The organism is Streptomyces mayonensis, assembly GCF_018982965.1.
GTDB lineage: Bacteria > Actinomycetota > Actinomycetes > Streptomycetales > Streptomycetaceae > Streptomyces > Streptomyces mayonensis.
Genome location: NZ_JACBYP010000030.1, coordinates 1 through 24125 on the forward strand (window position 1 = coordinate 1; position 24125 = coordinate 24125).

General features: G+C 73.9%; 22 protein-coding genes and 1 riboswitch. Of the genes, 14 read left to right on the forward strand and 8 right to left on the reverse strand.

The genetic code is table 11. The features are described 5' to 3' along the window. The first annotated feature begins 209 nt into the window (after positions 1–209). The gene (locus HZS56_RS14105) at positions 210–1568 is read left to right on the forward strand and encodes a cation:proton antiporter (RefSeq protein WP_216721057.1); all 1359 of its coding nucleotides are present in this window, start codon (positions 210–212) and stop codon (positions 1566–1568) included. A 138-nt stretch (positions 1569–1706) separates the two neighbouring features. Here HZS56_RS14105 and HZS56_RS14110 read toward each other — a convergent pair whose 3' ends face one another. From HZS56_RS14110 to HZS56_RS14130, 5 genes are all read right to left on the reverse strand, one after another. Then, the gene (locus tag HZS56_RS14110) at positions 1707–2630 is read right to left on the reverse strand and encodes an LLM class F420-dependent oxidoreductase (protein ID WP_216721058.1); all 924 of its coding nucleotides are present in this window, start codon (positions 2628–2630) and stop codon (positions 1707–1709) included. Between the two features lie 160 nt (positions 2631–2790). After that, a complete protein-coding gene (locus HZS56_RS14115; RefSeq protein ID WP_216721059.1) occupies positions 2791–3261 on the reverse strand; it encodes a DUF6099 family protein in 471 nt (156 codons plus the stop codon). A 203-nt stretch (positions 3262–3464) separates the two neighbouring features. Beyond that, positions 3465–3833 (reverse strand): nucleotide pyrophosphohydrolase, encoded by a 369-nt coding sequence (locus tag HZS56_RS14120; protein WP_216721060.1) that lies wholly within the window; start codon positions 3831–3833, stop codon positions 3465–3467. Next, positions 3830–4993 carry an AAA family ATPase gene (locus HZS56_RS14125; protein ID WP_216721061.1) on the reverse strand — a complete coding sequence of 388 codons (1164 nt, stop codon included), beginning with the start codon at positions 4991–4993 and terminating at the stop codon, positions 3830–3832. Before HZS56_RS14125 ends, HZS56_RS14120 begins: the two co-directional genes overlap by 4 nt. A gap of 138 nt (positions 4994–5131) precedes the next feature. Next, positions 5132–5527: a cell division protein SepF gene (locus HZS56_RS14130; protein WP_216721062.1), complete on the reverse strand. Its 396-nt coding sequence runs from the start codon at positions 5525–5527 to the stop codon at positions 5132–5134. A 235-nt stretch (positions 5528–5762) separates the two neighbouring features. Here HZS56_RS14130 and HZS56_RS14135 point away from each other — a divergent pair, with 235 nt between their 5' ends. The 8 genes from HZS56_RS14135 to HZS56_RS14170 all read left to right on the forward strand — a co-directional run bounded on the left by HZS56_RS14135 (position 5763) and on the right by HZS56_RS14170 (position 14904). Next, entirely contained in the window at positions 5763–8888 is a 3126-nt protein-coding gene (locus tag HZS56_RS14135; RefSeq protein ID WP_216721063.1) for an FAD-binding and (Fe-S)-binding domain-containing protein, read from the forward strand. A gap of 530 nt (positions 8889–9418) precedes the next feature. Next, complete coding sequence (locus tag HZS56_RS14140) at positions 9419–9880, forward strand: DUF7144 family membrane protein (protein WP_216721064.1); 462 nt, start codon at positions 9419–9421, stop codon at positions 9878–9880. A gap of 83 nt (positions 9881–9963) precedes the next feature. Further along, positions 9964–11340: a chloride channel protein gene (locus HZS56_RS14145; RefSeq protein WP_216721065.1), complete on the forward strand. Its 1377-nt coding sequence runs from the start codon at positions 9964–9966 to the stop codon at positions 11338–11340. A 41-nt stretch (positions 11341–11381) separates the two neighbouring features. Further along, a complete protein-coding gene (locus tag HZS56_RS14150) occupies positions 11382–11882 on the forward strand; it encodes a potassium channel family protein (RefSeq protein WP_216721121.1) in 501 nt (166 codons plus the stop codon). Between the two features lie 66 nt (positions 11883–11948). Beyond that, positions 11949–12134, forward strand: a riboswitch (cobalamin riboswitch). A 30-nt stretch (positions 12135–12164) separates the two neighbouring features. Continuing rightward, positions 12165–12863 (forward strand): energy-coupling factor ABC transporter permease, encoded by a 699-nt coding sequence (locus HZS56_RS14155; protein WP_216721066.1) that lies wholly within the window; start codon positions 12165–12167, stop codon positions 12861–12863. Further along, positions 12860–13306: an energy-coupling factor ABC transporter substrate-binding protein gene (locus HZS56_RS14160; protein WP_253914236.1), complete on the forward strand. Its 447-nt coding sequence runs from the start codon at positions 12860–12862 to the stop codon at positions 13304–13306. The genes HZS56_RS14155 and HZS56_RS14160 overlap by 4 nt, the downstream gene beginning before the upstream one ends. Further along, positions 13307–14056: a cobalt ECF transporter T component CbiQ gene (gene cbiQ, locus HZS56_RS14165; RefSeq protein WP_216721067.1), complete on the forward strand. Its 750-nt coding sequence runs from the start codon at positions 13307–13309 to the stop codon at positions 14054–14056. After that, a complete protein-coding gene (locus tag HZS56_RS14170) occupies positions 14053–14904 on the forward strand; it encodes an ATP-binding cassette domain-containing protein (protein WP_216721068.1) in 852 nt (283 codons plus the stop codon). The genes cbiQ and HZS56_RS14170 overlap by 4 nt, the downstream gene beginning before the upstream one ends. Positions 14905–14954: 50 nt before the next feature. Here the strand turns inward: HZS56_RS14170 and HZS56_RS14175 are convergent, their stop codons facing one another. Both HZS56_RS14175 and HZS56_RS14180 read right to left on the reverse strand, forming a co-directional pair. Beyond that, a complete protein-coding gene (locus tag HZS56_RS14175) occupies positions 14955–16562 on the reverse strand; it encodes an MFS transporter (protein WP_216721069.1) in 1608 nt (535 codons plus the stop codon). Between the two features lie 258 nt (positions 16563–16820). Beyond that, the gene (locus tag HZS56_RS14180) at positions 16821–17471 is read right to left on the reverse strand and encodes a TetR/AcrR family transcriptional regulator (protein ID WP_216721070.1); all 651 of its coding nucleotides are present in this window, start codon (positions 17469–17471) and stop codon (positions 16821–16823) included. A 312-nt stretch (positions 17472–17783) separates the two neighbouring features. Here HZS56_RS14180 and HZS56_RS14185 point away from each other — a divergent pair, with 312 nt between their 5' ends. The 3 genes from HZS56_RS14185 to HZS56_RS14195 all read left to right on the forward strand — a co-directional run bounded on the left by HZS56_RS14185 (position 17784) and on the right by HZS56_RS14195 (position 22082). Continuing rightward, positions 17784–20024 carry an MMPL family transporter gene (locus tag HZS56_RS14185; RefSeq protein WP_216721071.1) on the forward strand — a complete coding sequence of 747 codons (2241 nt, stop codon included), beginning with the start codon at positions 17784–17786 and terminating at the stop codon, positions 20022–20024. 154 nt (positions 20025–20178) lie between these two features. Continuing rightward, positions 20179–21399, forward strand: coding sequence for a sensor histidine kinase (locus HZS56_RS14190; protein ID WP_216721072.1), 1221 nt, complete (start codon positions 20179–20181; stop codon positions 21397–21399). Continuing rightward, a complete protein-coding gene (locus HZS56_RS14195; RefSeq protein WP_216721073.1) occupies positions 21396–22082 on the forward strand; it encodes a response regulator transcription factor in 687 nt (228 codons plus the stop codon). The genes HZS56_RS14190 and HZS56_RS14195 overlap by 4 nt, the downstream gene beginning before the upstream one ends. Before the next feature lie 343 nt (positions 22083–22425). Here HZS56_RS14195 and HZS56_RS14200 read toward each other — a convergent pair whose 3' ends face one another. Beyond that, positions 22426–22860 carry an ATP-binding protein gene (locus tag HZS56_RS14200; protein ID WP_216721074.1) on the reverse strand — a complete coding sequence of 145 codons (435 nt, stop codon included), beginning with the start codon at positions 22858–22860 and terminating at the stop codon, positions 22426–22428. A 157-nt stretch (positions 22861–23017) separates the two neighbouring features. On the opposite strand from HZS56_RS14200, the gene HZS56_RS14205 reads away from it, so the two are divergent. Together HZS56_RS14205 and HZS56_RS14210 are read left to right on the forward strand one after the other, a co-directional pair. After that, positions 23018–23866: a helix-turn-helix domain-containing protein gene (locus HZS56_RS14205; RefSeq protein ID WP_374201148.1), complete on the forward strand. Its 849-nt coding sequence runs from the start codon at positions 23018–23020 to the stop codon at positions 23864–23866. Then, positions 23863–24081, forward strand: a complete 219-nt coding sequence (locus tag HZS56_RS14210; RefSeq protein ID WP_216721075.1) for a DUF397 domain-containing protein — start codon at positions 23863–23865, stop codon at positions 24079–24081. The genes HZS56_RS14205 and HZS56_RS14210 overlap by 4 nt, the downstream gene beginning before the upstream one ends. Positions 24082–24125 lie beyond the last annotated feature (44 nt).

Genomic DNA, 24125 nt, shown 5'->3' on the forward strand with positions numbered 1-24125 from the left:
CGGCAGGACCCGTGTGCCGGGTCCTGCCGGGCCTGCCGCTCTTACGCGCCGGCCCCCGCCTCCGTGTACCCCCGCGCACCCCGTACGCCCGGCATGCGTCGGTGTGCGCCCTGCGATGCGACGCGGGACCGCGCTCATCCTGTGAGGGCTGGCTGGGCCGGTCTCCCGGGGGAGGCCGGCGTCGTGCACCGGACCCTGCGGAGCATTGTGTGAGTCCTGACGCGTTGATCGCCCACCTCGTGGGCGCGTCCGCTCTCGTCCTCGTCGCCGCGCACGCGGGCGGCGGACTGGCCCGGCGGCTCGGGCAGCCCTACATCGTGGGTCAGCTGGCGGCGGGCATCGCCCTCGGCCCCTCCCTCCTCGGCGCGCTCGCCCCGCAGGCGTACGACGCCCTCTTCCCGGCGGCGATCGGGCCGGCGCTGACCGGGTTCTCGCAGTTCGCCCTGGTGGTGTTCCTCTTCGCGGTGGGATACGAGCTGGACCTGAAGATCCTGGGCGACCGGGCGCGCGTGTCGGTCACGGTGGCACTGGCGTCGTTCGCGGTGCCGATGGCGGTGGGGTGCGGTGCCGCGCTGCTGTTCCGGGACACGCTGCGCGACCTGGGCGGGGGCCGGGAGCTGTCACCCGCCGCGGTGGTGTTCGCGGGCATCGCCCTGTCGATAACCGCGGTGCCCGTCCTGACCGCGATCGTGCGGGAGAACAACCTCACCCGGACCGTGCCGGGCGTGGTGGCGGTCTCGGCGGCCGGGGTCCTCGACGCGGTGTGCTGGACGGTGCTCGCGGGGGCCATGCTCGACAGCGGCGCGGACGAGGCGGCGCTGGAGTGGCCGTGGCGGGCGGCGCTCGCCGCCGGCTTCGTCACCGTGATGGCGCTGGCGGCCCGGCCGGTGCTGCGCGGGCTGCTGTGGCGGACCCGGCTGGAGCCCTCGCTGCGGCTGGCGCTGCTCATCGGCTTCGCCCTCGGGTCCGCCTGGGTGACGCACCGGCTCGGGCTGCATGTGATCTTCGGGGCGCTGCTCGCCGGTCTGGTGACGCCGCGGGAGGAGAACGGCACGCTCGACCCGGACCTGCTGCGTCCGCTGCACGAGGTCGGCTCCCTGCTGCTGCCGTACTTCTTCGTGCTGTCCGGGCAGTCCGTGGCCCTGAACAGCCTGACCGGCACCGGATGGGTGGTGCTGCTGGCGGTGACGGTGCTGGCGGTGACGACGAAGATCGGCAGCGGGCTGGCGGCGGCCCGGCTCGGCGGGCTGGACCGGCACGACGCCCGCACGGTCGGCGTGCTGCTCAGCGCGCGGGGCCTGACCGAGCTGATCGCGCTGAACGCAGGCCTGGAGGCGGGGCTGGTCAGCGCCCCGCTCTACACGGTTCTGGTCTTCATGGCGCTCGCCACGACACTCCTGACCCAGCCGCTCCTGGTGCTGACCCGCCGCCTGGCGGCACGCGACCGCCGCGCGGCACCGCTCCCCGCGGCGGCCGGGACGCCGTACGCCGCGGCGGAGGCGGTGCCGGGGGACCGGGCCGAGGCGGGTGAGGGGCAGGGCGGTGGCGAGCGGCCGGGGAAGGGATGAGTGACGCAGGAGAGCGGCAGGGGCAGCAGCAGGCAGTAGGGGCGGTCGCAGGGGTACGGGACACGGGCACCGGGCACGTGAGAGGCCCCCCCGGGGGGGGGCTCCCCCGGGGGTTCGTGACGTCACGGTGGTGCGGCGTCAGGTCAGCTGCGACTGGACCTGGGACGAGATCAGCTCCAGGTGGTCCAGGTCGTCGAGGTCGAGGATCTGGAAGTAGATCCGCTGGGCGCCGGCCTCGGCGTAGCGGCCGATCTTCTCGACGACCTCCGCCGGGGAGCCCGCCAGGCCGTTGGCCTTCAGCTCCTCGACCTCGCGGCCGATGACGGCTGCGCGGCGGGCCACCTCGGCGTCGTCCTTGCCGACGCAGGCGACGAGGGCGTTGGAGTAGGTGAGGGCGCCGGCCGGGCGGCCGGCCTCCTCGGCGGCGGCCCGCACCCGGCCGAACTGGCGCTCGGTGTCCTCGAGGGAGGCGAAGGGCATGTTGAACTCGTCGGCGTACCGGCCGGCCAGCCGCGGGGTGCGGGTGGCGCCGTGGCCGCCGATGAGCACGGGCACCTTGGCCTGCGCGGGCTTGGGCAGCGCGGGCGACTCGGTGAGGTCGTAGAACTTCCCGTGGAAGTCGAAGGTCTTGCCGGTCTCGGTGGCCCACAGACCGGTGACGATCTGCAGCTGTTCCTCCAGGCGGCCGATCTTCTCCTTCGGGAAGGGGATGCCGTACGCCTTGTGCTCCTCCTCGAACCAGCCCGCGCCCAGGCCCAGTTCGATGCGGCCGCCCGACATCTGGTCGACCTGTGCGACCTGGATGGCGAGGACGCCGGGCAGCCGGAAGGTGCCGGCGGTCATCAGGGTGCCGAGGCGGATGCGCCGCGTCTCACGGGCGAGGCCGGCGAGGGTGATCCAGGCGTCGGTGGGGCCGGGCAGTCCGTCGGAGGAGCCCATGCGGAGGTAGTGGTCGCTGCGGAAGAAGGCGTCAAACCCGAGGTCCTCGGTGGCCTTGGCCACGGTGAGCAAGGTGTCGTAGGTGGCCCCCTGCTGGGGCTCGGTGAAGATGCGGAGATCCATGTCTCCATCCTGCCTGCTCGCCGCGGGTGCACCGCACCTCCCGGCCGCGCGCGCCGTGCCCTGCCGTGCCGCGGTGGCGTCAGGTCGCACCGTGCCGCGCGGGGCGCATACGGGAGCGGTCGGCGGGGCGTGCGAGCGGCCGGGGCCGGCGCGGGGCGGGTCAGCCCGCCGCCCGCTGCGGTAACAGTGCCTCGCGGTCGGCCAGTCTGCGCAGCATCTCCATGACCCGGTCCCGCGACTCGTCCGCGGCGTCGATGGCCTCCATGCACTGCCAGTACGTGGCCTCGTCGTCGGCGGCGCAGGCGACTCCCACCAGGGCTATGCCGGTCTCGCCCAGCAGGGTGCCGAGGCGCATCAGCGCCTGGCGGGCGTCACCCAGTTCGGTGAGCTGGGCCGCGCGCAGCTCGTCCGGGCCCAGCTCGGGCGTGTGCAGCACTCCGCAGCCGCGGCCCGCCAGCTCGGTCAGTCCGATGGCCTCGCCGCGCAGTTCGGGAGGTCCGTGGACGGCCAGCCGGCTGCCGATCGCCTGTGCCAGGGCCTGCACCTGCCACACCTCCACCAGGATGTCCGGCACCCGGCCGCCGGCGGCCAGGGCGCGCCCACTCGTCACGATGAGCCGAACAGCGTCCATGCGCTGCCCCCGTCTGTTTCCGACGCGCTTGCGGCGCGTCCGCCCGAACTCCGTTGTCCACTACCCAGAGTGAAGGTGTGTGGTGCGAAAAGCTAGAGGAAGGCGGAAATTATCGGACACCAGATTCACTTCGCCCCGCGCAGCGACTGCGGAGAGTGATAACGGAGTCTTCGGCTCCTCAGTCGCCGGTCGTCTTCGGCCCCTCAGCCGCGGGGGCGCTCGCGCTGCTCGGCCTCCTTTTCGTCCGGCACGGGGAACCTGGACTCGTTCCGCTCGATCTTCGCCTCCAGGGCGGCCAGCGGGTCGACCCCGAGCACCTCGCAGAACTGGAGGAGGTACGCCATGACGTCGGCGACCTCGTCGCGGACGCGGTGCGCGGTACCGGGGTCGTCCATGACCCGGGCCGACTGCTCGGGCGTCAGCCACTGGAAGATCTCGACGAGTTCGCCCGCCTCGACACTCAGCGCGGCGGCGAGGTTCTTGGGCGTGTGGTACGGCTGCCAGTTCCGCACGGCGGCGAACTCGGCCAGTCTGTGCTGCAGGGCCGCGAGGCCGGGTGAGTGATCGGTCACGCGTTCAGGTGTACCACCGTGACACCGTCCCGCCCCGCCGCCCAGGAGCTGTCGCCGACGCTCCCGACGAGGCGGATGTGGCCGCGGTCGCACATCCGCGCGGCGAGGTCCAGGAGTTCGGCGCGCTGGCGCACGTCGAGGCCGCGGTCGAAGCCGTCGGCGAGGACGGTGAGCGTCCGCAGCCCGGCGGGCACCTCGCCGGCCGGGTCGGCCCCCAGCACCCCGGGACCGGTCAACAGCACCAGCGCGAGGGCGAGGTGGCGCAGTTCGCCGTAGCCGAGCCGGGCGAGCCCGGTGCGGACGCCGTCGCCCCGGTCGAGGAGCACGCGGACGACGCCACCGACGACCGGTTCGGCCAGCACGTCCACGACCGGGCCCGCACAGCCCGCGCGGACCGCCGCGACGAACTGCGCGTGCCGGCGGGCGCACTCGGCGCGGGTGCGCCACAGCACGTCGGCGAGGTTGTCGCAGCCGCCGAGCAGCGGGCCGGACCCGGTGGGCACCGGCTCCCGCATCCGGCCGGGCCGCGGATCGCAGGCGAAGACGGAGCGCAGCGCGACCACCATCTGCTCGGCCGCCGCCAGCACCCTGCGCTGCCCGTCCGTCTTGCCGGCCACCCTGAGCGGCAGCAGCGGCGTGCCGAGCCGGTCGTCCGGGAGCGGGGCGCGGGTCACGGGCGCCGGACCGGCGGTGTGCCAGGCCGCCTGCACGGCTCGGCGGCCGGGGTCGCGCAGGGCCGTCTCCAGCAGCACGACGCCGTCGGCCGTCAGCCGCTCCCCCACGACGCGCAGCTCGGGCTCCGCCTGCACGGCCACGTCGAGGTGGACCGGGCCCTCGGCGCCGTCCGCCGTGCAGCCGATGCGGAAGCCCCGGCGGTGCTGGGCGTCGGGCCTGGCCCGCTCGGGCACGCAGGCGGCCGGATCGGCGAACACGGCGCCCAGTTCCGCGCCGCCGCCGAGCCGGGCCAGCGCGTCGTACGCCCGCAGCGCGCTGGTCTTGCCGCTGCCGCTCGGCCCGGCGAGCAGGGTGAGCGGCCCGAGCGGCAGCACCACGCGCCGGTGCCCGGCGTAGGCGGACAGCCGCAGCTCCGTGACCCGGGGCCGGTCCGGGAGCGGTGGGAGGGACGCCGTCGACGCGGGTGACGCAGGTGACGCTGCCATATGCGGACGGTAGGGCCCCGCCACGCGGCGAACCGTTACGCCCGGACGGCGTTCCTACGATCGGGGGACCGTGCCGCCACAACCGTGCGGGACCTCACACTCCGGGCGCCGTGACCTCATACTCCGGGCGCGGTGACCTCACACTCCGGGCGCGGTGACCGCGCCCTCCCCCATCAGTCCGTTCACCTCGGTGCCGGCCGGGGTGAGCAGGAAGACGTTGCGGTCGACCCGGTGCATCCCGCTGGCCAGTCCGAAGACGACGCCCGTGCTGAAGTCCAGGACCCGCTTGGCGACCTCGCCCTCGGCACTGGTCAGGTCCAGGAGGACGGGGATGCCCGACATCAGGGTCTCGGCGACCTCGCGCGCGTCCGCGAACACGTTGACCCGCAGGACCACGAAACGGCGGCGGCGCTCGGTCTCCGCCTCCGGCATAGCCCGGTGGTCGATCGCGGAGGGCCACGCGTCGCGTCCGCGCAAGGGAACGACCTGGGCGAGCCCTTCCCACTGTTCATCGGTGACGTCGTGGCTGTTCACCGGCTCCCCCCGATTCCACTCGCCTTCATTGCGTGCACCAGCCAATTCTTACGCCAAGTCACCCGTTCGGCCCAACAGCGACACGGGCGGCGACGCTCCGTGCCCGGTGATTGCACCACGGCCCGCGGGGTACTCAGCGACGGCCGCCGCGCCCCGAGGGTGCCTCGCCGCGCCGACACGCTCGCGTGCGCCGCCCCGGCCACGAAGGCGCCGACCCACGACGGATGGAGAGTCCATGGCCGCCCTCGACCTCCCCGAGCCCGTCACGCGCGACGGCGCGGGACCGCCCGTCGACACCGAATCGCTCCAGGGTGCCCTGCGCGAGCGGGTGGACGGCGAGGTCCGTTTTGACGCCGGGACCCGGGCCGCCTACTCCACGGACGCGTCCAACTTCCGGCAGACGCCCCTGGGCGTGGTCGTCCCGCGCACCCCGGAGGCCGGGGTGGAGGCGGTGGCCGTGGCCCGGGAGTTCGGGGCGCCGGTGCTCTCGCGCGGCGGCGGGACGAGCCTGGCCGGGCAGTGCACCAACGCCGGTGTGGTCGTCGACTGGTCGAAGTACTGCACCCGCGTGGAGTCGGTGGACCCCGGCGCCCGTACCTGTGTCGTGCAGCCGGGCATCGTCCTCGACGACCTGAACCGGCAACTCGCGCCGTACGGCCTGCGGTACGGGCCCGAGCCCGCCACGCACCCCAACTGCACGATCGGCGGCATGATCGGCAACAACTCCTGCGGCGCCACCGCGCAGGCGCACGGCAAGGTCGTCGACAACATCGCCCGCCTGGAGGTGCTGCTCTACGACGGCACCCGGTTCTGGTGCGGGGAGACCAGCGACGAGGAGTACGCGGAGATCGAGCGGCAGGGCGACCTGCGGGCGACCGTCTACCGGCGGCTGCGCGCCCTGCGCGACACCTACGCGGACGAGATCAGGCGCCGCTTCCCGAGCGTGCCGCGCCGGGTCTCGGGCTACAACCTGGACTCGCTGCTCCCGGAGTACGGCTTCGACGTGGCCGGACTGCTGGTGGGCAGCGAGTCGACGCTGGTCACGGTGGTGCGGGCGGAACTGGAACTGGTTCCGGTGGTGAAGGAACGCTGCCTGGTGGTGCTGGGCTTCGACAGCATCGACCGGGCCGCCGACGCGGTGCCCGACATCCTGCCGCACGAGCCGATCGCGCTGGAGGGGGTCGACGCCCGGCTGGTCCGCGACGAGCGGATCAAGCACCTCAACCCCGAGGCGCTGGCCGAGATGCCGGAGGGCGACGCCTACCTCATGGTGCAGTTCGGCGGCGACACCGTCGGGGAGGCCGACGCGCGGGCCCACCGGCTCCTTGAGGCGGTGCACCGCTCGGAGCACGACGCCGACTGCGCGTTCCTGGACGACCCGGCGCACGAACAGGACCTGTGGCAGGTCCGCGAGGCCGGTCTCGGGGCCACCGCGCACGTGCCGGGCAGGCCCGACACCTTCGAGGGCTGGGAGGACTCGGCGGTCGCTCCGGAGAAGCTGGGCGACTACCTGCGCCGGCTGCGCGCGCTGTTCGAGGAGTTCGGGTACCTCAGCGACACCGGGCCCAGCCTGTACGGGCACTTCGGGCAGGGCTGTGTGCACACCCGGATCCCGTTCGGTCTGTACACGGCCGACGGGGTGGCGGCGTACCGGAGGTTCATGGAGCGGGCCGCCGACCTCGTCGTCGAGTTCGGCGGCTCGCTGTCCGGGGAGCACGGGGACGGGCAGAGCCGGGGCGAGCTGCTGCCGCGGATGTTCGGCGAGGAGCTCGTCGGGGCGTTCGCGCGGCTGAAGTCCGTCTTCGACCCGCTGAACCGGATGAACCCGGGAAAGGTGATCGAGCCGTACGGCGTCGACGAGGAACCGTACGGACTCGACGACAACCTGCGCCTGGGCGGTGACTGGGCCCCGTACGAGCCGCGCGACCTGCACTTCAAGTTCCCGCACGACGGAGGGTCGTTCGCCAAGGCGGCCAACCGCTGCGTCGGTGTCGGCAAGTGCCGCCAGCACACCAGCGACGGCACCGTGATGTGTCCGTCGTACCAGGTGACGCGGGAGGAGGAGCACTCGACGCGGGGCCGGGCGCGGCTGCTGTTCGAGATGCTCGACGGGCACGGCGACGCCGCGGTGCGGGACGGCTGGCGCTCGGAGGCCGTCAAGGCCGCGCTCGACCTGTGCCTGGCCTGCAAGGGGTGCAAGCGGGACTGTCCGGCGGACGTGGACATGGCCTCGTACAAGGCGGAGTTCCTCACCCACCACTACGCCGGGCGGCCGTGGCGCAGGCCGCGCTCGGACTGGTCGATGGGCTGGCTGCCCGCGCTGGCACAGGTCGTGGGGCGCACCCGGCTCGGGCCCGTGGTCAACGCGCTCACCCACGCCCCGCTGCTGTCGGGGGCCGCCCGGCTGGTGGCGGGGGTGGCGGACCGGGAGGTGCCGCTGTTCGCGGAGGAGACCTTCGAGCAGTGGTTCGCGGGCCGGGAGCCGGAGGGCGACGGGCGGCGCGGCACCGTACTGCTGTGGCCGGACACGTTCACCAACCACTTCCACCCGCACATCGGCCGGGCGGCGGTACGGGTCCTGGAGCAGGCGGGCTGGCGGGTGGCGCTGCCCCAGGAGCCGCTGTGCTGCGGGCTGACCTGGATCTCCACCGGCCAGCTCGGCACGGCGGAGAGGGTCCTCAGCCGTACGGTGCGGGGCCTCGCCGACCACGTGCGGTCGGGCGGCCTGGTGGTGGCGCTGGAACCGAGCTGCGCGGCGGTGTTCCGGGCGGACGCGGCCGAACTGTTCCCGGGCGACCAGGACGTGCTGCGGCTGTCCGGGCAGACGGTGACGCTCTCGGAGCTGCTCACGGAGCACTCCCCCGGCTACGAGCCGCCGCGGGTGCCCGAGCGTTCCGCACGGGCGCTGGCCCAGGTGCACTGCCACCAGCACGCGGTGCTCGGCTGGGACGCCGACCGGGAGCTGCTGCGCCGGGCCGGGGTGGACGCGGAACGGCTGGACTCCGGCTGCTGCGGGCTGGCCGGCAACTTCGGTTTTGAGCGCGGTCACCTGGACGTCAGCGAGGCGTGTGCGGAGCGGGTGCTGCTGCCGCGGCTGCGCGGGGAGGACGAGGCGACCGTCGTCCTCGCGGACGGCTTCAGCTGCCGCACCCAGATCCGCGAGTTCGACAGCGGCGGCCACGAGGGCGTCCACCTCGCGGAGTTGCTGGCGTCGGCGCTGCCCCGTTCCGCGGGCGACCCCGACGGCGCCCGGGCGCCGGGACGCGGGGCGAAGGCACTCGCCCTGGCGGGCACGGGCCTGGCCGCCGCGGGTACGGCGGCGGCCCTGGCCCGGGGGCTGCGCGGCCGACGGAGGCGGTGAGAGGGGGCCTCCGCGACGCCCGCCCGGGTCCCGCCCGCTCGGGGCCCGCCCGCCCAGGGCCCGCCCGCCGGGTGCCCTTCCGCGAGGGCGGTGCGCGGGCGCCGGCCCGGGGGCCCTTCGCGCGGACGGCACGCGGACAGCACTCGGGGCGGCAGCCCGAGAACCCTCCACCCGGACAGCACGCGGGCGGCACCCGGACGGCACGCGGGCGGCACCCGGACGGCACGCAGGCGGCACCCGGACGGCACGCAGGCGGCACCCGAACGCCGGCCCCGGCGCGAACGCCGGTGCGCGTCCGTCGCGGCGACCGCGGACCGCGGGGCGGCGTGTCTCCCGCGGCGGCCGCGGACCGCGGGGCGGCGTGTCTCCCGCGGCGGCTGCGGACCGCGGGGTCGCGGCCTCACCCGTCCGGCGGACCCGCGTGGACGGAGCGTACGGACGGCCGCAGGCTCGGAAGGGCCTGGCGGTGCCGCTTCGGCGCCGGTGGGCCGAGGCCCCGTAGCGGGGGACACTCAGAAAGGACTCTCCACATGAGCCAGCACGCCGAACCCACTCCCGGACGGCCCTCCCGCGGCGACGGCACCTGGTCGGGACAGCCGGGCGGCCGCTCCGACAGCTGGGTGACCGGCGGTGTCGTCTTCGCGGGTGTACTGCTGCTGCTCAGCGGCGCGCTCGCCGTCCTCCAGGGCATCGCGGCCATCGCCGAGGACGACGTGTACGCCCGGATCGGGACGTACGTCTACGAGATGAGCCTCACCGGCTGGGGCGTCGTCCACGTCGTCCTCGGCGCACTGGTGTTCGCCACCGGGTACGGCCTGCTGAAGGACATGGCATGGGCGCGGACCGCGGGCATCGTCCTGGCCTCGCTGAGCCTGATCGCGCAGTTCCTGTTCCTGCCGTACTCGCCCGTCTGGTCCGTGATCATGATGGCCATCGACGTGTTCGTGATCTGGGCCCTCGCCAGCCGTCAGGAGAGCTCGTCCCGCGCCTGACCCGGCGCCGTCCGCCGGGCTGACGAAGGAGGGCACGTGACGGGTCGGCCGAGGTTCGTGCGGGGAGCGCGCCGGAGGGGCTCGTGACCGCGCCGGCGAACGCGACCGCGGACCGGGCCGAGCAGTCGCTGCGGCAGACGTTGCTCAGTCCCGGCTACCGGCGGCTGTTGCTGCTGTGCGTGCTGCTGGGTGTGCCCGTCGCGCTCGCCTGCTTCTTCTTCGTCGCCCTCCAGCACGAGTTGCAGCACTGGGTGTGGACGTCGCTGCCCGAGGCGGTCGGTTACGCCACCCCGCCCTGGTGGTGGCCGCTGCCCGCGCTGGTCCTGGCCGGGCTGGTCCTGGCGCCGATCGTGACGCGGATGCCGGGCGGCGGCGGTCACCTGCCGGTGAACGGGCTGGGCGGCGCGCCCGTCGGCCCCCGGGAGCTGCCCGGCGCGGTCCTCGCCGCGCTGGCCACGCTGCCGCTCGGCGTGGTGCTGGGACCGGAGGCTCCCCTCATGGCCGTCGGCAGCGGGCTCGCCCTGCTGGCGGTGCGGCGGGCGGGTACGGGCGGGGACCCGCGGGCGGGCGCGATCGTCGCCACGGCCGGTTCCACGGCCGCGATCTCCACCATCCTCGGCGGCCCGGTGGCCGCCGCCGTGCTGCTCATCGAGGGCGCGGGCCTGGCCGGGGCGCGGCTGGTCGCGCTGCTGCTGCCGTGCCTGCTGGCCAGCGCCGCGGGCGCCCTGGTGTTCACCGGCTTCGGCCAGTGGACCGGCCTGCGGATCGGGGCGCTGGCCCTGCCCGACCTGCCGCCGTCCGCAGGTCCGGACGCGGGCGACTTCCTGTGGGGCGTGCCGACGGCCGCCCTGATCGCCGTACTGGTCACGCTCGCCCGCGGGCTGGGGCACCGCACCGTCGCCTGGACACGGCACCGCACGGCCCTGCGCACCGTCGTCTGCGCCACGGCGGTCGGCGTCTGCGTCGCCGCGTACGCGCTGATCACCGGCCGTTCCCCGGCCGAGGCGGCGCTGTCCGGCCAGGCGGCCCTCGCCCAGCTCGCCGCCGACCCGCACGCCTGGTCCGTGGGCGCACTGGTCGCGCTGGTCGCGTGCAAGGGGCTGGCCTGGGCCGTCGCGCTCGGCAGCCTGCGCGGCGGCCCGATCTTCCCGGCGGTCCTGCTGGGCACGGCGACGGCCCTGGCCTGCTCCGGCCTTCCCGGTTTCGGCGTGACCCCGGCCCTCGCCCTCGGCATCTCGTCCGCGGCGGCCGCGGTCACCGGGCTGCCGCTGGCCAGCGCGGTGCTGGCGGTGCTGCTGACGGGCGGAGACGCCCACGAGCAGATGCCGCTGATCGTCGTCGCGTCGGTTGTCGCCTTCGTCGTCTCCCAACTGGTCCGCCGTACGGAACCGGACGCGGAACCGAACACGGAACCGAACGCGGAACCGGGGGCGGCACCGACGCCGGGAGGCGCACGGTGAGGCGCCTGCGTGCCCCGGGGGCCCGCACCGGGTGGGACGCCGTGCGGCCCTGGCTCGTCCGGACCGGAATCGCGGCGGTGACGGTCGCCGCCTACTTCCTGCTCCCCCTCGACCACCTGGGCCCGCAGCGGCCCGTGCTGAGCTGGACGCTGTTCACCCTGCTGCTGACCGTCGTCGCGGTGCTGCTGCTCCGGCAGATCCGGCACGTGCTGGTCGACCGGCCGGACAGCCGCCCCGGTGTGGTCATCTCCCTGCTGATCGTCCTGTCCGTGCACGTCTTCGCGGCCACGTACTACGCCCTCGCCAAGCAGCCGGGCGAGTTCAGCGGCCTGCGCACCCGCATCGACGCGCTGTACTTCACCGTGGTCACGCTCGCCACCGTCGGGTACGGGGACATCACCCCGCGGGGCCAGTCCGCGCGGGTCGTGACGGTGCTGCAGATCACGTACAGCTTCGTCTTCCTCACGGCCGCCGCCACGGCACTGACCACCCGGATGCGCGACATGGTGGTCCGGCGGACGCAGCGGGGGCGGCCCAGGTGAGCGGCGACGCCGACGCGGCGTGCCCACCGTGACGGAGGCCTCCTTGTGCCCTCCCCCGGCGGCGCACTACTGTCGCCACGCCTTGGTGAACGGGAAATCCGGTGTGATGCCGGTGCGGCCCTCGCCACTGTGAATCGGGAAGTCCGGCTCCGGCCCTCGCGGGCAGCCACTGGACCGCTTGCGGTCCGGGAAGGCGGAGCACGGGCGGTGCTACCCGTAAGCCAGGAGACCGGCCAGGGCGCGTCGTCCATCCACGAGGTGTTGGAGAGGGTCTGCTGAGCCATGCACATAGCCGAGGGCTTTCTGCCACCGGCGCACGCGATCGCCTGGGGTGTCGCGTCCGCGCCGTTCGTCGTCCACGGAGTACGGTCACTCACCCGTGAGGTCAGGGAGCACCCGGAGAGCACGCTGCTCCTCGGCGCCTCCGGGGCCTTCACGTTCGTCCTGTCGGCGCTGAAGCTGCCGTCCGTCACGGGCAGTTGTTCGCATCCGACCGGCACCGGTCTGGGCGCGATCCTCTTCCGGCCGCCGATCATGGCGGTCCTCGGCACCATCACCCTGCTCTTCCAGGCGCTGCTGCTCGCCCACGGCGGCCTGACGACGCTGGGCGCCAACGTCTTCTCCATGGCGATCGTCGGCCCGTGGGCCGGGTACGGCGTCTACCGGCTGCTGCGCCGCTGGGACGTGCCGCTGATGGTGGCCGTGTTCTTCGGGGCGTTCGCCGCCGACCTGTCCACGTACTGCGTCACCAGCGTGCAGCTGGCGCTGGCCTTCCCCGACCCGAGCAGCGGATTCCTGGGCGCGCTCGGGAAGTTCGGGTCCATCTTCGCCGTCACGCAGGTCCCGCTCGCGGTGAGCGAGGGCCTGCTCACGGTGCTCGTGATGCGGCTGCTGGTGCAGTCCAGCCGGGGGGAACTGACCCGGCTGGGCGTGCTGCTGACCCGGTCGGGCGGGCGGAAGCAGGAGGCGGTGGCCCGATGAGCCGGAACACGAAGGTCAACCTCCTGCTGCTGCTCGCGGTGGCCGCGCTCGCGGTGCTGCCGCTGGTGCTGGGGCTCGGCGACCACAAGGAGGAGCCGTTCGCCGGGGCCGACGCGGAGGCGGAGACGGCGATCACCGAGATCGAACCGGACTACGAGCCCTGGTTCTCGCCGCTGTACGAACCGCCGTCCGGGGAGGTCGAGTCGGCGCTGTTCGCGCTGCAGGCGGCGCTCGGCGCGGGCGTACTGGCGTACTACTTCGGCCTGCGCCGCGGACGACGGCAGGGCGAGGAACGGGCGTTGGCGGCGACAGCGGCGATGCCGACGGCGGCGGCAACGCCGGCAACAACGGCGGTGCATACGACAGCGACACCGCCGTCGACGTCGTCCGGGGAACCGGAGGTGTCGGCTCCCCGGCACCGGAACACTCCCGGAGGGGACTGAGTGCTGCCGATCGACGCGGCGGCGCACAGCAGCCGGTGGCGCCGCCGCCACCCCGTGGACAAGGCCGTGCTCGGACTCGGCCTGACCGTGCTCGCGATCTCGCTGCCGCCCTGGCCGGGCGCGGCGCTGGTGCTGGTGGCGGCGCTGACGGTGCTGCTCGGCCCGGCGGGCGTGCCGGGGCGCCGGCTGTGGCGGGCCTACCGGGTGCCGCTGGGCTTCTGCGTGACGGGGGCGCTGCCCCTGCTGGTGCAGGTCGGGGGCCCGGACGGGTTCCTGTCGGCGGCCGAGGGCGGGCCGGCGCGTGCGGGCGGACTGCTGCTGCGTACCTCGGCGGCCTCGCTGGGCGTGCTGCTGTTCGCGTTCACCACGCCGATGTCGGACCTGCTGCCGCGGCTGGTGCGGGCCGGGGTGCCCGCGCCGGTCGTGGACGTGGCGCTGGTGACGTACCGGATGAGTTTCCTGCTCCTGGACTCCGTGCGCCGCATCCGTCAGGCGCAGGCCGCGCGGCTGGGGCACACCACCCGCGCGGCCGCCTGGCGCTCGCTGGGCGGACTCGCCGCCACCGCCTTCGTACGGGCCTTCGACCGGGCGGCGCGGCTCCAGTCGGGGCTCGCCGGGCGCGGATACGACGGCACGCTGCGGGTGCTGGTGCCCGAGGCCCGGGTCTCGGTGCCGTTCACGGCGGCGAGCGTCGGGCTGCTGGCGGCGCTGGCCGCCCTCACCCTCGTACTGGAAGGACCCCTGTCGTGAGCGGACCGGCGCGGTCGCCGGGGCGGCCGGACCCCGTCGCCCTGCGGGGCGTGTCCTTCGCGTACGAGGAGGGTCCCGACGTGCTGGCGGGGCTGGACTTCACGGTGCGCGAGGGGCGGGCGCTGGCGCTGCTCGGCCGCAACGGCAGCGGCAAGACGACGCTGATGCGGCTGCTGAGCGGCGGACTGCGGCCGCGCTCGGGGACGTTGGAGGTGGACGGGGAGCCGGTGACGTACGACCGCAGGGGGCTGACGCGGTTGCGGACCACGGTGCAGTTGGTGGTGCAGGACCCCGACGACCAGCTCTTCGCGGCCTCGGTGGGTCAGGACGTGTCCTTCGGCCCGCTCAACCTGGGGCTGCCCGACCCGGAGGTCCGCTCCCGGGTCGGGGAGGCGCTGGCCGCGCTCGACATCGCGGCCCTGGCCGACCGGCCCACGCACCTGCTGTCGTACGGGCAGCGCAAGCGGACCGCGATCGCCGGCGCGGTCGCGATGCGGCCCCGGGTGCTGATCCTCGACGAGCCGACCGCGGGTCTCGACCCGGACGGGCAGGAGCGGCTGCTCGACACCCTGGACCGGCTCCGCGCCGGCGGCACGACGGTGGTGATGGCCACCCACGACGTCGACCTCGCCCTGCGCTGGTCGGACGAGACCGCGCTGCTCACCCCGGACGGGGTGCGCACCGGCCCCACCGCCGCGACGCTGGCCCGCACCGACCTGCTGCGCCGGGCGGGCCTGCGGCTGCCGTGGGGGGTCGCGGCGGCCGGACTGCTGCGCGCGCGGGGCCTGTTGGCGGACACGGCGGCCGGCCCGCGCACGCCGGAGGAGCTGGCGGCGCTGGCCGACTGACGCGGGGCGCCCACCACTTGGTCCCCGGATCAGCCCCGTTCGGCCCCGGATCAGCCCCCGGAACGGCTCAGTTCGGGGTCCCGTTCCTCGACCGGCTCCTCGGCCGCCCGCCGGGCGCGGCGGCCGGGCAGTACGGCGAGGACGAGGGCCGTGCCGGCGGCCATGATGATGCCGCCGACGAGGCTGGTCGTCGAGACGCCGTGGGCGAAGGCCTTGTGCACGGCCTCGGTGAGGGCCTGCGCCTGCTCGGGTCCGGCGGCGGGGTTGGTGGCGAGCCGCTCGGCGACGGCCAGTCCGCCGCCCACGGAGTCCTGGGCGGTGCCGAGCGCCGCGGCCGGGAGCCGGTCGCCGACGAGGCCGCCCAGTTCGTCGCGGTAGGCGGTGCCGAGCAGGGAGCCCAGGACGGCGATGCCGAGCGAGCCGCCCAGTTCGAGCGCGGTGTCGTTGGCACCGCCGCCGACGCCCAGTTCGCTCTCCGGGAAGGAGCCCATGATGGTGTCGGTGGCCGGGGAGACGCTGAGCCCGATGGCCAGGCCGAGCAGCAGCATGGGGGCGAGGAAGTCGGCGTAGGCGGAGCCCTGGTCGATCAGGACCAGCAGGAGGACACCGGCGGTGCCGATCGCCATGCCGGACCCGACCATGGCCTTCACGCCCAGCTTCGGGGTCAGCCGCCCGGTCACCGCGGCGCCGACGAACACGGCGCCGGCCAGCGGCAGCAGCCGTACGCCGGTCTCCAGGGCGCCGTAGCCGAGGACGAACTGCAGGAACTGCGTGGCGTAGTAGATGGCGCCGTAGGTGCCGAAGAAGAAGAACAGCACCGCGAGCATGGATCCGCTGAAGGGGCGCTGCAGGAACCGCCGCACGTTCAGCATGGGGTGCGGGTGGCGCAGTTCCCAGGCGACGAAGGCGACCAGTCCGACGCCCGCGACGACGGCCGCGGCGACGGGGCCGGCGCCCCAGCCGAAGTGCGGGCCCTCGATGGTCGCGTAGACGAGGCTGCCGACGGAGACGATGGACAGCAGGCCGCCGACGTAGTCGATGCGGCCCATGGCGGCGGCCCTGGACGGCGGTACGAGGACGAGCGCGCCGACGACGGCGAGGACCGCGACGGGGACGTTGACCAGGAAGGTGGAGCCCCAGGCGTGGTCCTCCAGGAGCCAGCCGGCGACCAGCGGCCCGACCGCGATGGCGAGCCCGGAGGTGGCGGTCCAGGCCGTGATGGCACGGGCCCGCTCACCCCTGGGGAAGACCGCGACCAGCAGGGACAGCGTGGCCGGCATGACGACGGCGGCACCGACGCCCATGACGGCCCGGGCCGCGATGACGAGCCCCGTCTCGTGCACGAGGCTGCCCATCACCGACCCGCCCGCGAAGACCACGAGCCCGGTGACCAGCGCGCCGCGCCGGCTGTACTTGTCCCCGATCGCGCCGAGCACCAGCATCAGCGCGGCGTACGGGACGGTGTAGCCGTCGATGACCCACTGCAGGTCGCTGCTGCTCAGCCCCAGGTCGGCGGTCATGTCCGGCGCGGCCACGATCAGGGACGTGTTGGCCATGACGACGATCAGCAGGCTGAGGCAGAGCACGATCAGCGCCCACCAGCGACGGGCGTAGGGCCCGGTCATCTTCTCGACGGGTGTGGTGGCCAGTAGGGGCATGGGGGCTCCCGGAAGCGAGCGGGGTCAGCTTAATTGCCCATCGTTGGGCAGACATGAACAGAGTAGTTTGTTGCACACCGACGTGCAAATATGATGGTCCGAGTGGGGGACGTGCGGCAGGACAGCACTGCTGGGGCGTGAGGGTTGGGGGGCGAGCCGGTCACTCCGGCTCCGCGGCCCCGGAAAACCGGAGTACCGGAGCACCGGAGAACCCGGGAACCCGGACAGGCGGGAACCCGGGTTCTCCGGACAGGCGGGCTACTCGCCCTGCGCGGCCGGCGCCGGACGCACGTCCGCGACCACGGCCCGGGCCCTCTGCTCCGGAACCCCCGCCGCGATGAGCATGGCGACGGTGACGCGGGTGCCGTCGTCCTCGAGCGCGCCGGTGTTGACCTGTTCGAGCAGCGCGACGATCATCGCCTCGAGCCCGGCGCTCAGCACGGCGGACGGCAGATGCGCGGGGAAGGACCCCTCCTGCCCGCCGCGCTCCAGGATGGCGGTGACCTCGGCGCGGGCCGGTGCCAGGATCTCGGCCACCCGCTCCTCGCCCAGGTCGTGCCGGGCCAGCGCCAGGAGCATGCGGTAGCGGTCACCCACGGGCCAGATCAGCAGCGTGAACCGCGCCAGGGCCCGCTCGGCCGGCTCCGCCGGGTCGGTGGCCCGCTCGGCCCCGTCGGCCATCGCGCCCCGCAGCGCCTCGGACGCCTCCTCGGCCAGGGCCTCCAGGAGCGCGGTGCGCCCCGGGAAGTGACCGAAGAGCGTACGCCGTACGACGCCTGCGGCGCGGGCCAGTTCCTCCAGCGTGGTGTCCGGATTGCGCCCCAGCTCCCGGCGGGCGGTGGCCAGGATCCGCGCCCGGTTGGACCGCGCGTTGCGACGCTGCGGCTCACGGGCGACGGGCTTGGTCACGGGAACCTCGGGGGCGGCGGGTGGCGATTCGGGCGGGGCGTCCATTCTGGCACGGAGGGCACGGCCCGACCCCGCCGCACGGGACCACGGTCAGGGGCCTTCCCCGGGGAGGTCGGTCGTTCCCCCGGGGAGGCCGGTCCTTACCCGGGGGGGGCCTTCCCAGGGGGTCGGGTCCTTCCCAGGGAGGAGAAGAGGGCGCCCGCCTCGTGCAGGTGCACCAGGGGGAAGTGACGGCAGGCGCACGATGCCGTGCGGGGCCGTGGCCGCGAGTCTTGGTGGGTAACCCAAGATCGATGCGGAGATTCCAGACACGTGGCTACCTTCCTCCACCGCATGGGCCGGGCCGCCTTCGGGCGGCGCCGGCTCGTGGTCCTGCTGTGGGCGGTGCTCCTCGGCCTCGCCGGAGCGGCCGCGGCCCAGGCACCGTCCGCCGGGGACGACGAGACGTCCTTCATGCCCGGCATCGAGGCGCAACGGGCCTTCGACCTGATCGGGGAGCGCTTCCCGGGCCAGGATGCCGACGGCGCGAGCGCACGGGTCGTGTTCATCGCGCCCGGCGGCGAGAAGGTGACCGCCGCCGAGCACCGGGCCGCCGTCGAGGCGTTCGTCGCGGACGCCGGGGACGGGCCGCGGGTCGCCGGCGCCGTCGGCCCCTTCACCTCCGGCGCGGTGAGCGAGGACGCCTCCACCGCGTACGCCACCGTGACCTACGAGGTCGGCTCCGGCGACCTCACCGACGCCGACCGGAGCGCGCTCGAGGGCGCCGTCGACCGGGCCCGGGACTCCGGCCTCACGGTGGAGGTCGGCGGCAACGCGCTCGGCTCGCAGCCGGCCGTCGGGGGCGCGGCCGAGGCGATCGGCATCGGTCTGGCCGCCGTCGTCCTGCTGATCACGTTCGGTTCCCTGGCGGCGGCCGGGCTCCCGCTGCTCACCGCCGTGGTCGGCGTGGGCATCAGCGTGTGCGTGATTCTCGCGCTCGGCAGCGCCCTCGGACTGTCCATGACCACCGGGACGCTCGCCTCGATGCTCGGACTCGCGGTCGGCATCGACTACGCCCTGTTCGTGGTCTCCCGCTACCGGGAGGAACGGGCGAGCGGCCACGAGGCGCGGGAGGCGACGGGACTCGCGGTGGGTACGGCCGGGTCTGCGGTGGTCTTCGCCGGTCTCACGGTCGTCATCGCACTGGCCGGGCTCTCCGTGGTGGGCGTGCCGATGCTGACGAAGATGGGCCTGTGCGCGGCGGGCGCGGTGGTCGTGGGCGTCCTGGTGGCGCTGACCCTGGTGCCCGCCCTGCTCGGGATGTGGCCGGAGGCGGTCCTGCCCCGCACGTCGCGACGCGGCTCCGGCGCCACCGGCGGTCGGCGGACCGGTGCGGCGGACAACGGCGGTTCCCGCTGGGCCCGGTTCGTGCTGCGCCGCCCGGTGACCGTGCTGCTGGTCTGCCTGGCCGGTCTGGGTGTGCTCGCGCTGCCCGCCGCCGATCTGCGGCTCGGCATGCCCGGCGACGAGGCCAAGCCGGTCTCGACGACGGAACGGCGCGCCTACGACGCGCTCGCCGACGGGTTCGGCCCGGGCTTCAACGGCCCCCTGACGATCGTCGCCGACGTCCGGGACGCCTCGGACCCGCAGGCCGCGGTGACGGCGATCGCCTCGCGGATCGAGGGCACGGACGGCGTCGTGTCCGTCTCGCCGCCCCGGTTCAACGCCGACGGCGACACCGCGCTGTTCTCGGCCGTCCCGGCCACCGCGCCGACCGACGGACGCACCAAGGAACTCGTGCAGACCATCCGGGCCGAGCGTCCCGGGCTGGAGGGCGGGACGGGCGCGGCCTTCGAGGTCACCGGAAGCACGGCGATGGACATCGACGTGGCGCAGGCGCTGCAGGACGCCCTCGTGCCCTACCTCACCGTCATCGTGGCGCTCTCCCTTCTCCTGCTGATGCTGGTGTTCCGCTCCGTACTCGTGCCGGTCAAGGCCGCGTTCGGGTTCCTGCTGTCGGTGCTGGCGTCGCTGGGCGCGGTCGTGGCGGTCTTCCAGTGGGGGTGGGGCGCCGGGCTGCTGGGCGTGGAGCACACCGGTCCGATCATGAGCCTGATGCCGGTCTTCCTGGTGGGCATCGTCTTCGGTCTGGCCATGGATTACGAGGTGTTCCTGGTCTCCCGGGTGCGGGAGGCGTACGTGCACGGGGCGCGGCCCGCGCAGGCGGTGACCGTCGGTTTCCGGCACAGTGCCCGTGTGGTCGTCGCCGCCGCGGTCATCATGATCGCGGTCTTCTCCGGCTTCGTGGGATCCGGCGAGTCGATGGTCAAGACGATCGGCTTCGGTCTCGCCGTCGCGGTGCTCTTCGACGCGTTCGTCGTCCGTATGGCTCTGGTGCCCGCCGTCCTGGCCCTGCTCGGGGACAGGGCGTGGTGGCTGCCCCGGCCGCTGGACCGGCTGCTGCCGCGCGTCGACATCGAGGGCACCGCACTCGCCGGACGGTCCGCGCACGTCCCGGCGCCCGCGGGCGGTGACACCCAGCCGCAGGAACCTCAGGCGCCCGCCCGCACCTGAACCGGTCCGTACCCGTACCGGTCTGCGCCTGTACCCGGTCCTGCACCCTTACCGGCGTCCCCGCGGGCCGCGGCACCGTCTCCGGCGGCTCCGCGGCCCGCGTCTGTCACGATGGCACCCCAGCCCCACCGGGAGAACGCGCGATGAGCACACCATGAGCACCCTTTGGCAGCGCCGCGTGGCGAGCCGCCGGACCACCGAGGCCCTCACGCTCACGCTCCTGTTCGCGATCGCCCTCTCCGGCTGCTTCCTCTCGTTCGGCGTGATGCCGGGCCGGCCCCCGATGTGGGCCGGCGTCGCGCTGTCCGCGCTCGCGTGCGCGGCGCTGGCCCGGCGCCGCAGGTACCCCTTCCGGGTGCTGGCGGTGACGACCTTGTGCGTGGTGGCCGTGTCCGCGCTGGGCCACCTCGTGACCGCGATGCTCATGAGCCCGCTCATGGTCGCGCAGTACTCCGTGAGCCTGCGCGCCGAGCGCCGGTCCGGCTGGTACGCCGCTCTGGTGGCGACGGCGGCCCTGGTGGCCTCCGGGCTCTTCCACGACGAGCTGCGCGACCAGTGGCTGATCGGCCTGGTCAACCCGGCCGCCTGGGTCCCGCTGTCCGCGGCGTTCGGCGGCTACGTGCGCGTCCGCCGCGAGTACGCCGCCGCCCGCACCGAGCACATCGCGCGCGAACGCGAGGAGGAGGCCCGCCACCGCGTCGTCCAGGAACGCATGCGCATCGCCCGTGAGCTGCACGACGTCGTCGCCCACCACCTCACCCTGGCCCACGCCCAGGCGGGTGTCGCGGCGCACCTCGCGCGTACCGATCCGGAGCAGGCGCACGGGATCATGGACCGGCTGTCGGACACCACGGCCGCGGCCCTGCGCGAACTCAAGTCCACCGTCGGCCTGCTGCGCCAGGACACCGACACCGACGACGGGCTGGCACCGGCGCCGGGCCTGGCCCGCCTGCCCGACCTGGTGGCGGCCTGCGCCGCGGCCGACCTGAAGGTGACGGTCAGCACTGAGGGCGAGCCTCGGCCGCTTCCGCCGGGGCTCGACCTGACGGCGTACCGGATCGTCCAGGAGTCCCTCACCAACGTCACCAAGCACGCGGGCCCCGCCACCGCCGAGGTACGGCTGGCGCACGGGGCACGCTTCCTGACGCTCACGGTCACCAACGACACCGCCGGCCCGCGCCCCGCTCCTCCGCCCGCCCCCGGCTTCGGGCTCCTCGGCATGCGCGAGCGGGCCCTCGCCGCGGGCGGCACCTTCCACGCTGGGCCCCGTGCGGGAGGCGGCTTCGAGGTCGCCTGCACCCTCCCCCTGCACGGCCCTCTCCCCGGTCCCCTTCCCGGTCCTCTTCCCGGCCACGACGAAAGCACCGCCCGATGACCATCCGCGTCCTGCTCGCCGACGACCAGGCCCTGCTGCGGGCCACCTTCCGCATCCTCATCGACTCGGATCCCGGGATGACCGTGGTCGCGGAGGCCGCCGACGGCCGGGAGGCGATCGAGCTCACCCGGGCCCACGCACCGGACGTGGTCCTGATGGACCTCCGCATGCCGGACACCGACGGCCTGACCGCCACCGCCGACATCTGCGCACGGCCGGATCTGGCGGCCACCCGGGTCCTGGTCCTCACCACCTTCGAGAACGACCAGAACGTCGCCAGGGCGCTGCGCGCGGGCGCCAGCGGCTTCCTGGGCAAGGACGTCAGCCCGGACGTCCTGCTGACCGGCATCCGCACCGTCGCCGCCGGCGAGTCCCTGCTCTCCCCGACGGCGACCCGGACTCTCATCACCCGCTTCCTGGCCACCCCGGACGACGAGGCACCGCCGGCCCTGCCCGCACTCCTCGCCACCATCACCGAGCGCGAACGCGAGGTCATGACGCTGGCCGCGCACGGCATGTCCAACACCGAGATCGCCGACCACCTCGTGGTCAGCCCCCTGACCGTGCGCAGCCACGTCCAGCGCGCCATGACCAAACTCCACGCCCGCGACCGCGCCCAACTCGTGGTGATCGCCTACCGGAGCGGCCTGGTCCGCCCGCGGCCAGAGGGCGACCGCCCGTAGCCCCGGACCGCTGCCGCAGCTCGCGGAGACCCTGTACATGTCGCCGCCGAGGCGTGAGGCATTGATCGGACGTGGATTGCCGACGAGGTCCCAGGCACCGGCCGTTACGAGCATGGCCGCATCCGGGTGTCGTTCGTTCAGGGCGCCCAGTTGATCGATGGCGACGTCGGTCCAGACGATCTCGTACGTCACCTCTTGACGGTCCCGTCAGGGTTCGGCCTGAAACGAGCTGCCACCTCGGCATGGGACACGCGGCGGGTGGTCTGGGCCCTGCTCTCCTCCGCCGTGGCAATGTCACGGGCGTCTTCGAGTGCTTGGAAGTAGTCCAGCAGCTCCATGGGGATCACTGCTCGAGCTCCGCCCAAACGGTCTTGACCACGGGATCGTCGGCCGTCCAGCCCCAGTCGGCCGCGAGGGCCTCGACGAGCAGCAGGCCCCGCCCGTTCTCCGCCTCGGGAGGCGGCGCGCTCAGGGTGCCGGGGCGCGGCGGGAGCCGGTCGGGGCGGGTGTCGGACACGGCGATGCGGAGTCGTCCGGTCGCGGGCACGAACGTGAGAGTGAGGCGGAAGTCCCGGCCCTGGGCGCGGCCGTGGCTGATGGCGTTGGCGGCGAGTTCCGCAGTGACGGCGCCGGCGTCCTCGATGACGGACGCCTCGTGCGGGACGCCCCAGTCGATGAGCCGGCTCACGACCAGCGTGCGGGCGAGGCGGGCACCGCGTCGGGTCGAGCTGAGGAGCACGGTGAACGGGCTGACGGGAGCGGCGGTTTCTGCATTCACAGGGTGACCTTCCCGTCACTGTGAATAACCTGAACAGGGAGGTTCGGCGTACCCGGACGCGCTGTACGGGTCGTGTGCGGGCCTGTACGGGTCCGGTTGCGTGCCTTGAGGGCGGCGGGCCCGGTTGGTAGGGGCAGTTCGCGGACTTGGGGACGTGGTGTCATTGGCAGCCCGCCAGCAGAAGAAGCCGAGCAACGGCAACGACGACAAGCCCGCGATCTGGGCCGGATACGGCAAGTTGGTCCGGCTCTTCCGGGACAAGGCGGGCCTCACGCAGCAGGCACTGGCCGAGGCCGTGGGGTACTCGTACGAGCAGGTCGCCTCCATCGAACAGGGCCGCCGCCCGGCGAAGGCGGCGTTCACGGAGGCGGCGGAGCGGGTGCTGGGGGCGGGCGGGGTGCTGGCTGCGCTGCAGAGCGAGGTGGAGCGCGCCAAGCTGCCCACCTTCTTCCAGGACTTCGCCTTGCTGGAGGCCGAGGCGCTCAGCCGGTTCTCCTACGATGCCCTGCTCGTCCCAGGGCTGCTCCAGACCGAACGCTACGGACGCGCGCTGTTCCGTGCGCACTACCCGCCCCTGAGCGACGATGCCATCGAACGCCTCACAGACGCCCGGCTCGCGCGCCAGACACTGCTGCACCGGGAAACCACATCTCTGATGCTGGTGTTCATCATCGAGGAAAACGCCCTGCGCCGACTTGTGGGTGACGATGCGACCATGGCAGGGCAGTACGAGCACCTGCTGGAGTCGGCCGAGCTTCGCAACGTGGAGATCCAGATCATGCCGAACAGCCGCGGAGCCCACAGCGGGCTGAACGGCTCGATGGTGCTGCTGGAGACTCAAGACCGCCGTCAGGTCGTGTACATCGAGTCCCAGGACGTCGTGAGCGTCCTCTCAGAACGCCAGCTGGTCAGCGAGTTCTGGCTGCGCTATGGGATGCTGCGGACGCAGGCCCTCGACACAGGTGCCTCGGCAGACTTCATCAAGCAGGTGGCAGAGGAGCTATGACCATAGATCAGGCACGCCACGCACCCGACCGTCTGAGCTGGTGGAAGAGCAGCTACAGCGGGACAAGCGGCGGAGACTGCGTCGAGGTCGCCGCGGCCTCCGCGACCGTGCACGTGCGGGACTCCAAGAACCGCGCCCAGCCTTCGATCAGCGTGGGCGCGGCACAGTGGGCCGCGTTCGTCGGGTTCGCGGGCGATCGGGCAACGGAGCTGTAGAGACCGGAGAGAACACAGCACGCCCTCGACCTCGTGACGGCCTC

Bases quoted from the DNA above. Each gene is read 5' to 3' on its own strand.
- HZS56_RS14175 (WP_216721069.1), bottom strand. From the start codon at position 16,562: ATGCCCCTACTGGCCACCACACCCGTCGAGAAGATGACCGGGCCCTAC.
- HZS56_RS14125 (WP_216721061.1), bottom strand. From the start codon at position 4,993: ATGGCAGCGTCACCTGCGTCACCCGCGTCGACGGCGTCCCTCCCACCG.
- HZS56_RS14160 (WP_253914236.1), top strand. From the start codon at position 12,860: ATGAGCCGGAACACGAAGGTCAACCTCCTGCTGCTGCTCGCGGTGGCC.
- HZS56_RS14140 (WP_216721064.1), top strand. From the start codon at position 9,419: ATGAGCCAGCACGCCGAACCCACTCCCGGACGGCCCTCCCGCGGCGAC.
- HZS56_RS14135 (WP_216721063.1), top strand. From the start codon at position 5,763: ATGGCCGCCCTCGACCTCCCCGAGCCCGTCACGCGCGACGGCGCGGGA.
- HZS56_RS14195 (WP_216721073.1), top strand. From the start codon at position 21,396: ATGACCATCCGCGTCCTGCTCGCCGACGACCAGGCCCTGCTGCGGGCC.
- HZS56_RS14210 (WP_216721075.1), top strand. From the start codon at position 23,863: ATGACCATAGATCAGGCACGCCACGCACCCGACCGTCTGAGCTGGTGG.
- HZS56_RS14190 (WP_216721072.1), top strand. From the start codon at position 20,179: ATGAGCACCCTTTGGCAGCGCCGCGTGGCGAGCCGCCGGACCACCGAG.
- HZS56_RS14110 (WP_216721058.1), bottom strand. From the start codon at position 2,630: ATGGATCTCCGCATCTTCACCGAGCCCCAGCAGGGGGCCACCTACGAC.
- HZS56_RS14155 (WP_216721066.1), top strand. From the start codon at position 12,165: ATGCACATAGCCGAGGGCTTTCTGCCACCGGCGCACGCGATCGCCTGG.
- HZS56_RS14115 (WP_216721059.1), bottom strand. From the start codon at position 3,261: ATGGACGCTGTTCGGCTCATCGTGACGAGTGGGCGCGCCCTGGCCGCC.